Annotated in this window: 13 protein-coding genes and 1 rRNA gene; 2 read left to right on the top strand and 12 right to left on the bottom strand. The window is 48.6% G+C overall.

Going from position 1 to position 13,342, the window contains the following annotated elements; all coding sequences use genetic code 11:
* Positions 1 to 36: 36 nt before the first annotated feature.
* From ispF to ACAN54_RS28795, 3 genes are all read right to left on the bottom strand, one after another.
* Positions 37 to 525, bottom strand: coding sequence for a 2-C-methyl-D-erythritol 2,4-cyclodiphosphate synthase (gene ispF, locus ACAN54_RS28785; protein WP_379163892.1), 489 nt, complete (start codon positions 523 to 525; stop codon positions 37 to 39).
* Positions 522 to 1,220: a 2-C-methyl-D-erythritol 4-phosphate cytidylyltransferase gene (gene ispD / locus ACAN54_RS28790; RefSeq protein WP_379163895.1), complete on the bottom strand. Its 699-nt coding sequence runs from the start codon at positions 1,218 to 1,220 to the stop codon at positions 522 to 524. Before ispD ends, ispF begins: the two co-directional genes overlap by 4 nt.
* Before the next feature lie 96 nt (positions 1,221 to 1,316).
* Positions 1,317 to 2,405 carry a PIN/TRAM domain-containing protein gene (locus ACAN54_RS28795; protein WP_379163898.1) on the bottom strand — a complete coding sequence of 363 codons (1,089 nt, stop codon included), beginning with the start codon at positions 2,403 to 2,405 and terminating at the stop codon, positions 1,317 to 1,319.
* 214 nt (positions 2,406 to 2,619) lie between these two features.
* Between ACAN54_RS28795 and ACAN54_RS28800 the strand changes: the two genes are divergently transcribed.
* Complete coding sequence (locus tag ACAN54_RS28800) at positions 2,620 to 3,015, top strand: nucleoside triphosphate pyrophosphohydrolase family protein (RefSeq protein ID WP_074086506.1); 396 nt, start codon at positions 2,620 to 2,622, stop codon at positions 3,013 to 3,015.
* A gap of 116 nt (positions 3,016 to 3,131) precedes the next feature.
* On the opposite strand, the gene pssA is transcribed toward ACAN54_RS28800, so the two are convergent.
* The 7 genes from pssA to ACAN54_RS28835 all read right to left on the bottom strand — a co-directional run bounded on the left by pssA (position 3,132) and on the right by ACAN54_RS28835 (position 11,178).
* Entirely contained in the window at positions 3,132 to 3,869 is a 738-nt protein-coding gene (pssA, locus tag ACAN54_RS28805) for a CDP-diacylglycerol--serine O-phosphatidyltransferase (protein ID WP_379163902.1), read from the bottom strand.
* Between the two features lie 66 nt (positions 3,870 to 3,935).
* Positions 3,936 to 5,006 carry a DNA integrity scanning diadenylate cyclase DisA gene (gene disA, locus ACAN54_RS28810; RefSeq protein WP_379163906.1) on the bottom strand — a complete coding sequence of 357 codons (1,071 nt, stop codon included), beginning with the start codon at positions 5,004 to 5,006 and terminating at the stop codon, positions 3,936 to 3,938.
* 10 nt (positions 5,007 to 5,016) lie between these two features.
* Complete coding sequence (gene radA, locus ACAN54_RS28815; RefSeq protein ID WP_379163908.1) at positions 5,017 to 6,384, bottom strand: DNA repair protein RadA; 1,368 nt, start codon at positions 6,382 to 6,384, stop codon at positions 5,017 to 5,019.
* A 181-nt stretch (positions 6,385 to 6,565) separates the two neighbouring features.
* The gene (clpC, locus tag ACAN54_RS28820) at positions 6,566 to 9,034 is read right to left on the bottom strand and encodes an ATP-dependent protease ATP-binding subunit ClpC (protein WP_379163911.1); all 2,469 of its coding nucleotides are present in this window, start codon (positions 9,032 to 9,034) and stop codon (positions 6,566 to 6,568) included.
* Positions 9,035 to 9,070: 36 nt separating this feature from the next.
* A complete protein-coding gene (gene mcsB, locus ACAN54_RS28825) occupies positions 9,071 to 10,135 on the bottom strand; it encodes a protein-arginine kinase McsB (RefSeq protein ID WP_379163913.1) in 1,065 nt (354 codons plus the stop codon).
* Between the two features lie 28 nt (positions 10,136 to 10,163).
* Entirely contained in the window at positions 10,164 to 10,688 is a 525-nt protein-coding gene (mcsA, locus tag ACAN54_RS28830) for a protein-arginine kinase activator protein McsA (protein WP_379163916.1), read from the bottom strand.
* A gap of 28 nt (positions 10,689 to 10,716) precedes the next feature.
* Positions 10,717 to 11,178 carry a CtsR family transcriptional regulator gene (locus tag ACAN54_RS28835; protein ID WP_025707278.1) on the bottom strand — a complete coding sequence of 154 codons (462 nt, stop codon included), beginning with the start codon at positions 11,176 to 11,178 and terminating at the stop codon, positions 10,717 to 10,719.
* A 58-nt stretch (positions 11,179 to 11,236) separates the two neighbouring features.
* On the opposite strand from ACAN54_RS28835, the gene ACAN54_RS28840 reads away from it, so the two are divergent.
* The gene (locus tag ACAN54_RS28840; protein ID WP_379163919.1) at positions 11,237 to 11,392 is read left to right on the top strand and encodes a hypothetical protein; all 156 of its coding nucleotides are present in this window, start codon (positions 11,237 to 11,239) and stop codon (positions 11,390 to 11,392) included.
* Between the two features lie 190 nt (positions 11,393 to 11,582).
* Here ACAN54_RS28840 and ACAN54_RS28845 read toward each other — a convergent pair whose 3' ends face one another.
* A complete protein-coding gene (locus tag ACAN54_RS28845) occupies positions 11,583 to 12,755 on the bottom strand; it encodes a GNAT family N-acetyltransferase (protein WP_379163922.1) in 1,173 nt (390 codons plus the stop codon).
* A gap of 413 nt (positions 12,756 to 13,168) precedes the next feature.
* Positions 13,169 to 13,285, bottom strand: a 5S ribosomal RNA gene (gene rrf, locus ACAN54_RS28850).
* Between the last annotated feature and the right edge of the window lie 57 nt (positions 13,286 to 13,342).

Consider the following 13,342-nt stretch of genomic DNA (forward strand, 5'->3'; position numbering starts at 1 on the left):
TTCATAATGGTTAAAATTAGGCTGTTAACAGCCATCTCAAGATGATATCACATCTTGCAACAGACAGACAATAGATTGTGCCGCAATACCTTCTCCGCGTCCGGTAAAGCCCAACTGTTCGGTAGTGGTTGCTTTTACATTCACCTTCGATGTCTCCGCTCCCAGTGCCTTAGCGATTACCTCGGTCATTTGGGGGATATAAGGGGCCATCTTAGGCTTTTGGGCAATAATAGTAGAATCAATGTTACCAAGTTTATAGCCGCGTTCACGGGCAAGCGCCCATACATGCTCCAACAGCTTCAGACTATCCGCATCCTTAAAGGCCGGGTCCGTATCGGGAAAATGTCTGCCGATATCGCCAAGTCCCAGGGCGCCCAGAATAGCGTCGCTCACTGCATGCAGCAATACATCCGCGTCGGAATGCCCAAGAAGTCCCTTTTCATAAGGAATCGTGACCCCGCCAATAATGCACGGCCTGCCTTCCACCAGCTGGTGTACGTCAAAACCTTGTCCTACAGCAATCATGTTTGTACCTCTCCCCTGTTTCTTTGTGTAAATTCAGCGAAATCCAGATCCTCCGGTGTGGTGATCTTAATGTTTGCGTAGCTTCCCTCCACGACAGCAACCGGAATACCGCTGCGCTCCGCGAGACTCGAGTCATCGGTGCCAAGAAACCCATCACGCTCTGCCGACTCATACGCCATAATCAGCTCGGACAGACGAAAAGTCTGCGGGGTCTGAATCGCCCACAGACTTCGCCGATCCGGTGTGGACAACACTTTGCCATCCTTGTCCACCTGCTTGATCGTATCTTTTACCGGTACAGCAAGCACTGAGGCACCATTCTCCTTGGCATGCTCGTAACAGGCAGTGATTTCTTGCTCCTGCACAAAGGGTCGGACACCATCATGAACCATTACCCAAGTGGTCCCCAGTTTTCTCAGTCCCAGGTGAACAGAATGCTGGCGTTCGGATCCTCCGGTTACTACAGATGACACTTTGTCGAGCTTGTAGTCCTTTATCCACTCCAGGCAGCGTTCCACATCCTCTTGGCCCGTAACCAGTACAATCTCAGAGATAAGAGGATGCTGCTGAAATATCTCCAGGGTATGAACGATAATCGGTTTCCCCTGCAGCAGCAAATATTGCTTGCTCTCCGCAGTCCCCATTCTTGTTCCTTTGCCCGCTGCTACGATCACGACACCTACACTGTTTGACATTCTGCCCTACTCCTGTCCTTCACGTATACTCCCATCATAACGTGTTTAGCAGGCATTTCCAACCCATTAGCCAAGCTTTCAGCGTTCCAAAACCGTTTATTGCGCTTTCTCCATCAGTTTCGGCTTGGCAAAGATCATGCGTCCCGCCGAAGTCTGCAGCACGCTGGTTACCAGAACTTCCATCGTTGTACCGATGTATTCACGTCCGCCCTCGACCACAATCATCGTTCCGTCATCGAGATAGGCAACGCCTTGTCCATGCTCTTTGCCATCTTTAATAACCTGGACGATGATTTCTTCACCCGGCAGCACCACCGGCTTTACCGCATTGGCCAAATCATTAATGTTGAGAACTGACACTCCCTGCAGTTCACACACCTTATTAAGATTAAAGTCATTGGTTACCACCTTACCCCGCAGCACTTTAGCCAGTTTAACCAGCTTGCTGTCCACTTCAGAGATTTCTTCGAAATCACCTTCGTAGATCAGCACTTTTACATCCAGCTCTTTTTGGATTTTGTTGAGGATATCGAGTCCGCGCCGGCCGCGGTTGCGTTTCAGCAGATCTGATGAATCGGCGATATGCTGCAGCTCCTCCAGAACGAATTCTGGAATTACAATGGTACCCTCAATGAACCCCGTTTTGCAGATATCGGCGATCCGTCCGTCAATAATGACACTTGTATCCAGAATCTTATGCTCTTCCAAACCGCGTCCTTCCGGCTCCGGAGCCTGCCCCCAGCGTCCGGTTGTCCATAGAGAAGCCAGCTCTTCTTTCTTTTCCAATCCAATCCGTAGACCCAGGTATCCAAACGTAAGCGTTGCAGCGACCTGCAGCAGCTCTCCTGCCTTTCCAAGCCAATCCATGGTTGGATATAGCAACAGGGACAAGAGAAGGCCTCCCGTAAGCCCAGCAGCGCCTGAAGCCAATTCGTTCATAGGGATGCGCGAACAATACAGTACCGCCTCCCGCAGTTTTGAACCTCCCCATTCCGCGCACAAAGTCCCCGCAAACAAAAAAATAATGGCTCCCAGCACCGCAAACAAAAGGCTCCCCTGCACAGGCAAGCTATCACCCAGTTTTCCCATTCCCTCCGGGAATCCTCTTTCTGCCGCATGGTATAGCGTATAACCTGACCAAGCTCCGCATAGGGCGGCAAGCATCAAAATCATTTTTTTCCACATTACCTCAGGCACCTCCTTTTATTCATCCTAAAATGATCTATACCTCTCCAGTATGTTCCAATTTTCAGGACGGTAATCCGGGGGAGCTTTATTTTTTCTGACACTAAATATATTCGTTGCTGTAAAGACAAACGGAAACTTCTATTACTGGTTGAAAACGGGGGAAGGACTGACATATAATGAACTCAATTACGAACCCAGGGGTGAATGGAAAATGAGCGCACCAAGTTTACAGGCCTTCCAGGATCAAGTCTCCGAACTGCTGCTCCGTCACCGTAGTCTTCTGGATGTAATGTCCAAGAATGGGCAGAGCAGCGCTTCCGTCAATCGTGCCGTCGTCAAAGCCATTACGGAATGCGGCTGTATTCAGCTGCACGCCAAGAAACAGATATTCGAACCTGGCTTAGGGCTTGAACAAGCCAAAGAACTCGCAGGAACTCATCTTGAAGGCGAGCTGTGCGAGAACTGCCGTGAGGTGGTTGCCTCCGAGCTGGGCCGTGAGCTGTTCTATATGTCTGCACTCTGCAATTTGCTTAACATTAATATGGACGAGGTTGTAGAAAAAGAGTCACAGAAATGTGCTACGCTTGGTTTGTTTAACTTTTCCTGAATAGCTTGTTGCGCTCGTTCCCTTCGCCAGTTCGGCAAAAAAAGGCTTCGCCATCCACTGTACACAGGGAATGGCAAAGCCTCTTTTATTTTGAGCATCAGACATGCAGCAGCGAATCATCCATTTTTGGAGTGATATATTTTGTCTTCTGTGCGTCGTCTGCGGCGGTGGCGGCGCCGAGCCGTCAACCGGTCGATATTTTGCTTAAACCCATACAACGCATATGATGCAAGAAGTACAAAGATCAGCTTGGCAATTTGCTCAGGAAAAATAACGGCAACTGCAACAGCTATAACAATCACAACAGGGGCACCTACAACTGCTTTTTTGGGCAGGCCCACTTTTTTGAAATTCGGATATTTAACCGTACTGACCATGAGGTAGGACAACAGCAGTGTAGCCACAATCATAAATGGAGCCGATACATCTTTATGAAAAAGCGCCAGTGTAGCCAGCACCCCGCCCGCAGCCGGAATCGGCAATCCTACAAAATATCCGGGGATACCCGGGCGGACATTAAAACGGGCCAAACGAAGCGCACCGAATACCGGGAAAATCGCCGTTACGGTCCAGCCTAATGCAGAATTCAGATCCTGAAGGCTAGTAATGTACATGATCAGCGCTGGTGCCACTCCAAAGGAAACAACATCGGATAAAGAGTCCAACTCCTTGCCGAATTCACTCTCACATTTCAGCGCCCGTGCAACACGCCCATCCAGCCCGTCTAACAGCATAGCGATAATCACCATGATAGCGGCCATGCTCAGTTTACCGTCAAACGCCATCATGATACCAAACATTCCAAGCATTAAGTTACCAATGGTAAACAAACTTGGAATTGATTTTTGTATCATTTCTTCACCTCTATTATCTTACTATTGAGCAAACAACGTCTCCAATATTACGTGATTGTATGTTATTTACATTTGCCTGTCAATAAGAACTTGCTTCTGTAGCCGCTTGAGTCCGTCCTGAATATTGCGGGCACGCACTTCTCCGATACCATCCACTTCATCCAGTTCTGCAATACTTGCCGTCATCAGGTTAGGCAGCATTTCAAATCTTTCCACCAAATTGTGTATGATCACATTAGGCAGTCTTGGAATTTTATTCAGCAAGCGGTAGCCGCGCGGCGTTACCACTTCCTCCGAAGCAATCGCCGTAGACGAATACCCCAGCAGGCGGGCAATGTGATTGTCGTCCATCAGATCATCGTCGCTGGTGCGTTTGAGTCCGGCAATAATTTCGCGGATTTTGTCCTCCTGTTCCTCCCTTGCATAGTCTCTGTACAGAAGCCATGCTTCTTCCTCTGTATTTCCAACCAGTTCTTCCATTTGCATGCTGATCAGGCGTCCTTCATTGCCGAGCTCGTTGATATAGCGTTTGATTTCCATCTTGATCCGAAGCACCATTTCCACGCGCTGGATAACTCCAACCACCTCTGCAATGGTGACGATCCCTTCATACTCGGAAGCAGACAGATTCGTCAAACTCTGTGTAAGCACTGCTCTGTACTTCTCCAGGGTTTGGATCGCCTGATTGGCCTTGGCCAGGATGGACCCGATTTCTTTGAGTGCATACCGGATGGAGCCTTGATACAACGTGATAATATTGCGGCGCTGAGAAATGGAAACCACCAGCTTGCCGGTTTGCTTTGCCACACGTTCCGCTGTGCGGTGCCGGATACCTGTCTCGATAGAGGAGATGGAGGAGTCTGGAATCAGCTGCGTATTGGCATACAGAATCCGTTTCAAATCCTCGCTCAAAATAATCGCACCGTCCATTTTGGCCAGCTCATACAAGTAATTGGGTGAAAAATCACAATTGATGGAAAAGCCGCCATCGACAACTTCCATCACTTCTGGGCTATATCCAACAACAATGAGCGCTCCTGTCTTTGCCCGCAGCACATTTTCCAGACCTTCCCGGAAGGGTGTCCCAGGCGCAGCCATTCTGAGCAGATCATTCATATTCTCTATTTCCTTTGTCATTCTGTGCCCCCTAATCTAACGCGACCGCTAGTGCATCTGCAACGGTGCTGACGCCAATAATCTGGATATCTTGCGGATGCTTCCAGCCTTTCATGCTTTTCTCGGGCATAATGACTCTCCGGAACCCAAGCTTGGCTGCCTCCTTCACACGTGTTTCTGCACGTGAGACCCCTCGCACTTCTCCCGTAAGTCCAACTTCACCAAAAAATACATCATAAGGCTTTGTTGAAATATCACGGAAGCTGGAGGCAATACTAATGGCAACTGCCAAATCAATAGCCGGCTCATCCAACTTTACTCCGCCAGCCACATTCAAGTAAGCATCCTGGTTCTGGAGAAACATCCCCATCCGCTTCTCCAGTACTGCAATGATGAGAGCCATCCGTTGATGGTCCATGCCTGTGCACATCCGCCGTGGTGAAGGGAAATGGGTAGCCGCCACAAGCGCCTGAAGCTCCACAAGCACAGGCCGGGTTCCTTCCATACTGGCTACAACTGTTGAGCCAGCTACTCCAAGCGGGCGCTCCGACAAGAAAAGCTCAGAAGGATTCTCCACTTCAGTAAGCCCGATTTCCCCCATCTCAAAAATTCCGATCTCATTTGTGGATCCAAAGCGGTTCTTGACTGCACGCAACAAACGGTACGTATGATGCCGCTCCCCTTCAAAATAGAGAACGCAGTCAACCATATGCTCCAGCATGCGGGGGCCTGCGATTGCTCCTTCTTTCGTTACATGTCCTACAAGGACCGTGGCAATTCCGCGAATTTTGGCGATCCGCATGAATCTTGTCGTACATTCCCGTACCTGGGTCACACTGCCGGGTGCACTTGTCACCTCTGGCATAAATACGGTCTGAATGGAGTCAATAACAAGGAATTGGGGCTGAATCTGCTCAATGGCTTCTTCAATGCTCTCCATATTTGTCTCACACAGCACATAAAGCTCTGCCGACAGCGCCCCGAGGCGATCCGCACGAAGCTTCGTCTGACGTACAGATTCTTCTCCTGAAATATAAAGCACCCGCAATCCCTGCGTCGTCAGAGCATGTGAGGTCTGCAGCAGGAGCGTCGATTTACCAATCCCCGGGTCCCCACCTACCAGTACCAGCGAACCGGGAACAATTCCTCCACCCAGCACTCGGTTAAGTTCTCCTATGCCTGTCAGGATACGAGGCTCTTTGTCACTTTCTATATTTATGATCGATTGCGCCTTTTCTTTACTCTGAAAAATCGGTGCATTCATGCCTTGTGTTTTGACTACGACTTCCGTCTCTTCCACCATAGAGTTCCAAGCCTGGCAGCCGGGACATTTGCCGAACCATTTTGGTGATTCGTAGCCGCATTCGGTGCAGAAAAATTTAGTTTTTGGTTTAGCCATGTGCGCTCCTATTCGTCCGAACTTGCTAAAATTGCGGGTAATTTTCGCTTACTCAAAGTTTACCATTTCTGCACAGTGAACGGAAGGTCACTTAAGATCTACTTTTGGATCCGCTTTACACAAAAACAAAGCCCCCACTTCTCCATACGGAGAAGCGGAAGCTTTGTTTCAATACTTAAGGTTATTCTTTTCCAACCTCATCTTCTTGTGCAACAGCAATCGGAGCTTCCACTTTGGTTACTACAAGTTCACCATTAACTTCATCAATGTTAAGGGAATCTCCTTTTTGAATGTTGCCTTTCAGCAGCTCCTCGGAGAGACGATCTTCGATGTGCTTCTGGATCGCCCGGCGCAGCGGACGCGCACCAAAGGCTGGATCATATCCCTCTTTGGCCAAAAAGGCTTTAGCCCCATCTGTGAGGACAAAGTCCACATCATACTCACGCAGCCGTTTGCGTAATTCTTCGGACATAAGTGTAACAATTTCGGCAATATGCTTTTCGTCCAGGGAGTGGAAGACGATAATTTCGTCAATACGGTTCAGGAACTCTGGGCGGAAGCTCTTCTTCAGCTCCTCCATGACTTTACCCTTCATGTTGCTGTAATCCGCTCCGGCATCTTGTACCGCAGTGAAGCCAAGCGTCGAATTCTTCTTGATCGCCTGTGCCCCTACGTTAGAAGTCAGAATGATCAGGGTATTGCGGAAATCAACCACACGGCCTTTGGAATCGGTCAGACGACCATCTTCCAGCACCTGCAGCAGGATGTTGAATACTTCCGGATGAGCTTTCTCAATTTCGTCCAGGAGTACAACAGAATATGGCTTGCGGCGAACCTTTTCGGTTAATTGCCCGCCTTCTTCATAGCCCACGTACCCTGGAGGCGCTCCGACCAAACGGGAAGTGGAATGTTTCTCCATGTACTCTGACATATCGATGCGGATGACCGCATTCTCGTCACCGAACATAGCCTCAGCAAGTGCACGGGCCAGCTCCGTTTTACCAACACCAGTTGGTCCGAGGAAGATGAACGAGCCCATTGGACGTTTAGGGTCCTTGAGGCCTGCACGTGCCCGGCGGAGTGCCCGGCTTACTGCCTTCACGGCTTCATCCTGACCAATGACCCGTTCATGGAGCAGAGCTTCCATGTTAAGCAGACGGTCTGTTTCCTCTTCCTTCAGCTTGCTGACAGGGATTCCTGTCCAGCTGGCTACCACCTGAGCGATATCCTCCGGTGTAACCTGAGAATCAGTGCGGCCCTGTTTTTCTTTCCACTGGTTCTTGGTGGTATCCAGTTCTTCGCGTATTTTTTGTTCGGTATCACGCAGTGCAGCCGCCTTTTCAAACTCTTGGCTTTGTACTGCAGAATCCTTCTCCTTGCGGATATCATCCAAACGCATTTCGAGCTCTTTCAGATTTGGCGGGATCGTGTACGAGTTAAGTCGTACCTTGGAGCCTGCTTCATCAATAAGGTCGATTGCCTTATCCGGCAGGAAACGATCCGGAATATAACGATCGGACAGCTTCACAGCTTCCACGATTGCTTCATCTGTGATCTTCACCCGGTGATGGGCCTCGTAGCGGTCACGGAGACCGTATAGAATCTGGACAGCTTCTTCCGGAGAAGGCTGATCCACTGTTATAGGCTGGAACCGGCGCTCAAGAGCCGCGTCCTTCTCAATATATTTGCGGTATTCGTCCAGGGTAGTTGCACCAATGCATTGCAGTTCCCCACGGGCAAGAGCAGGCTTCAGGATGTTGGAAGCATCTATCGCACCTTCTGCACCGCCAGCTCCGATCAGGGTATGCAACTCATCGATAAAGAGCACGATGTTACCTGCTTGACGAATCTCATCCATAATCTTCTTGAGGCGGTCTTCGAACTCACCGCGGTATTTTGTACCGGCAACCACTGAACCCATGTCCAAAGTCATTACGCGCTTGTCGCGCAACGTTTCTGGAATTTCATTATTGATGATCTTTTGTGCCAAGCCTTCAGCAATCGCTGTTTTACCTACCCCTGGTTCACCGATCAGGACCGGATTATTCTTGGTGCGGCGGCTAAGCACTTGTATTACGCGCTCTATTTCTTTACTGCGGCCAATGACCGGATCCAGATTGCCGTCTTTGGCATAAGCAGTCAGGTCGCGGGCCAGACCATCCAGCGTAGGCGTGCTGACATTGGCTGGAGCACCGCTGTGACTCGAAGTAGCTTCACTGCTGCCCAGAAGCTGCAGGACCTGCTGACGGGCCTTATTCAGGCTGATTCCAAGGTTATTCAGTACACGGGCAGCAACACCCTCGCCTTCACGAATCAGTCCAAGCAGAATATGCTCTGTCCCTACATAAGTGTGGCCCAGCTTACGAGCTTCATCCATCGACAGCTCGATAACCTTTTTGGCACGAGGAGTATAAGCAATGTTTGTAGGCTGTTCTTGTCCCCGGCCGATCAGTGTTTCCACTTCGTCCTGAATTTTCTCAAGACCCAGACCCAATCCGATTAAAGCCTTAGCGGCAATGCCGTCACCCTCACGAATCAGACCGAGCAAAATATGTTCTGTCCCAATGTTGTTATGTCCCAAACGAACGGCTTCTTCCTGCGCCAGCGCCAGCACCTTTTGTGCGCGTTCCGTAAATCTTCCAAACATCATATCCCCTGCACCTCCACGGATAATAAATATCTATAATTAATGTTGTGATCCCAGTGTCTCCCGGAGCAGCTTCGCCCGGTACATATCGCGTTCGGTGGCCGAAAGCTCGTCGCCGAACATTTTTTGCAGAAAACCCGGCTGTGTCTTCACATTAAGCTCATTGAGGACTGAAATGGATGGTCCTTCCAGTATCCCTAGATCTACTCCGAGCCTCAGATCGGATAGCCGTTGGGCAGACTCTTTGAGTTCCATCACCGCCGCATACGACAAAATCCCGTAAGAACGTTTGATTCTGTCTGTAATCCTCAAGGCCGAATCCACCAGCAGACGTTCCCGCGCGTTACGCTCATGCTCAATAATCTGTGTAACTACGCTGTGAAGGTTCTCGATAATTTCACTTTCAGTCTGGCCTAGCGTGATCTGGTTGGAGATCTGAAAGATATTTCCTACTGCCTCGCTGCCTTCTCCATAAATCCCTCTTACCGTAAGCCCTACCTGATTCACAGCGGATAAAATCCGGTTGATCTGATGGGTCATAACAAGTGCAGGCAAGTGGACCATAACCGATGCGCGAAGCCCTGTACCCACATTCGTAGGACAACTGGTCAAATATCCTCTTCGATCATCAAAGGCATAATTGACCGAGCTTTCAAAAATATCATCAATAGCTGTCGCCCTTAGCCAAGCTTCTCTGACCTGCAGACCGGGGAACAGGCACTGAATGCGCAAATGATCCTCTTCATTGATCATAATGCTAACCGATTCATCTTCATTCAGGATGACTGCACCACCCCGTGCCTCATTGGCGAGGTTAGGGCTGATGAGATGCTTTTCTACGAGCACCTTTTTGTCCAGTTCATCAAGCTCATCCAGCTTCAGGAGTTGAAAGTTACCGAAATCGGCAGTTGCTTCTCCCTGAAAAACAGGAGCGAGCTGTTCCAGCACCTCTTCCGACTGCTCCGCCGAAGCCAGCAAAGGGAAGGGTAAATGCTCCAGATTACGGGCGATCCGCATCCGGCTGCTAATGACAATCTCGGAATGGCTGCCACCGCAACGCATCCAGTCACTAAGGGCTTGTTCGGTAAACCGGAGACTTGACATGGCTTATCCCCCCTATATATCAAAGACTTTACTCTTGTGGCATTTCTTTTTCAAGCCTACGGATCTGATCCCTCAGCTCAGCTGCATTTTCAAACTCTTCCTGCGCAATACTTTGCTGCAATTCCTGCTTCAGCTCGTCAATCTGGCGTTTGCACATGATCTTTGCTCCGGCACGTTTGGGCAACTTACCCACATGGGCGGTGCTGCCATGAACCCGTCTGAAGAGCGGATCCAGCGTACTGTCAAAATATTTATAGCAGGAGCTGCAGCCAAAACGCCCAAGCTTGCTGAACTGGGAGTATGTCATTCCGCAATTCTCACATTGCAGGCTTTGTGCGGTCTGAGCCGCTGCATTTTTCTCTTTGCCGGCTCCTTCCAGATCCAGTAGACCTGAGAGCAGACTATGAATGGAGAATCCCCCCGAAGTTCCAGGAATCAGCTCACCCTTCTCCCGTGCACAGCTTTCACAAATATGAAACTCCGTCTTCTCTCCATTCACAATCTTTGTGAAATGAAGTGTCGCCGGTTTGACCCCGCATTCCTGGCAAAGCATAAGCGGTGTCCCTCCTTAAGATTGACCATTATTTGCCCAATAAAGAGATTAGCATAGCCTTCATTAGCTTGGCACGAATCTCATCCCGGTACGGCAGATTAACCGTCAGGCATTCCCGGGAAACAGCAGCGCGCAATAGGCACGCTTCACGCTTGGTTAGAAACCGGGCCTCCTCCAGCTGATAAATCAGCCCTTCGGCGGAATTTTGATCGATATCTTTTCCTATTGTAGAATTGAGATGGGCGTAAAGTGCGACATTCTGGGGCAGCTCAAAACGCTGAATCCGGATGTACCCCCCACCGCCACGTTTGCTCTCAACTACATAGCCCTTTTCCAAAGTAAAGCGTGTACTAATGACATAATTGATCTGAGACGGCACACACGAGAACTGGTCCGCCAGGTCATTGCGCTGAATTTCCACCGTACCTTCGGGACTTTCATGCAAAATATTCTTCAGATATTGTTCGATAATATCAGAGATATTACGCATCATCCATCCTCCAGTATTCAAAGCTTATAGTGCAACTGAGTGCGCATTCCGTCCGGCAATGATCTCTAAAGAACTTAACCCACGGGCAGAGGCCCGAATCGAAACCACATCCCGGAGATACACCAAAAAAGCCATTAATGAAGAGCCGGCCACCATTGTCTCCACTTCCTTCAATACAATGAAATCGAGCTTCGTTGACTTTGACTTTCTTTGACTTTTTTCATATTATAACACATTCTCACTGAATTCCAAGTGGTTGCTTATATTTTTTACGATTTAGGGCGATTGTATTCTGACCTTTGTGAATAAATCCAGCGTTTTGCTAGAGGTTACCATTGAACCTTTTTGTTAAAAAAGGCCCTCCAAGCTTCGTTAGGAAGCAAGGAGAGCTCTAAATTACAGGATTAGAAAAAATCAAATAATGCTGTTTTCCCCTCCGGGATAATCCTTTCAAGCCAGTCCAATTCCGCTGAGTCAGCTGTTAATTGCCCATATCTGGCCAGTTCTCCCGGCCGCTTGTACCCTAGAAGCAGTACAGTCAGCGTGCCAATAGTGCAACTCATATCGGCCGAGGCTTTTTCCCCTTCAAGACGGTTTAGTGTTGCTGTTCCCTCCTCAGTTACACTCCATAACCACAATCCATCATTCCACGGAGCATGTTCATCATCAATATAGAGGGTTCTACTCTCAAGGCGGTTTAAGGCCTGAAAGGTGAAGTTCTCTACAAACGCCTGTGCGTTCACAATCCGTGCCATGAAATATGGATAATTCTCCTGTGGAATGCGCGGATCCGGAAGTAAATAAGGAAGAATATCGTCGGCAGGCACCAGCTTGAGCGAAGCTCCCGTTATCATCGAATCATGGTTGGCAAAAAATGTCCACAAGCCCTGACGCGCTGCTTCGTTCAAGAATATAAATTCATCAATGACCAGCTCATTATTTGTTACTTTGTACAGTGCATATCCTTCCGGATCACCAAGCTTGGAGTAAAAAACACAGTGATGTGTCTGGTCATCCAATACACTCCGCTTCCACCAGTCCGTATCACGCTGCAGAGTTCCATTATACTCAGCGGCAAAGCTGCTATACAGTCTCTCCAATGTTTCAAGCCCCGCTGAGTCACGCTTTACAGTCCCCTGAATTTCAGTTTTCTTTGGAAACTTGTTCACAGGTATGGAGTATTTTTTATATTCGCAATAGACCTCCCAGCCAAACTTACGGTAAAAAGGAATTAAAAACGGATGCAAAAAGGATAATGTCTGACCCGCTTCGTTCATCGTTTGCAGAGTATGCGATAAAAGCTTGGCTACAAGTCCCTGTCTGCGGTTCTCCGGCCATGTAGAAACTCCGGCGATTCCACCCATGGGAACAGCTCTGCCTTGTATATAGACCTGAAGCGGAAGTAATGTCAGCTGGGCTCCAAGCACTTCATCTTCGAAGACACCCCATACTCTTTCTGGCTTGAATTGCAGCTTCGCATCAGCCCGGTCTTCACCCGTAACCTTATATTTAAAAGCATATTCGGACAAGCTTAGACTTGCTTCAAATTCCTCGGGTTTCAATTGCCTGATTTCCACTTCCGCTCACCTCATCATTATTAGTAATAAGCTTTATATGAGTATAACAAGCAAAAGACTCTGGTGCTAACCCACTCTCGAAAAATACCTTCGTCAAAAGTTATCCACAGAAAAATACTCAAACAAATCATTTTGTTTGAATTAATTGTTACAAAAAATAGTTATCCACTATTTTCATATACTTGTCCACACAATCCACTTTTCATCCACAAAAACCGTGGATTAATCGGTTTTCTCTTGACTCATCTATATAATTATGTATTCCGTAACACAAAGGATGGATGTAATGCGTCTTGTACTTGTATCCACATGTGTGCAATTTTTCTGAACTTACAGAAAATTATCCACAGCTTTTCCACAACCGTGCACAACGCAAAAAAGCCACTGTCAATTGCTCAACAGTGGTTTTATCTGCTTGGCGACGTCCTACTCTCCCAGGACCCTTCGGTCCAAGTACCATCGGCGCTGGAGGGCTTAACGGTCGTGTTCGGGATGGGTACGTGTGGAACCCCTCCGCTATCGCCACCAAACATGATTTTTCGAAGCTTCCGCTTCTCGAAATCGCTGCAAGAAAAGATCATTCCTCA

The organism is Paenibacillus diazotrophicus (assembly GCF_042610465.1).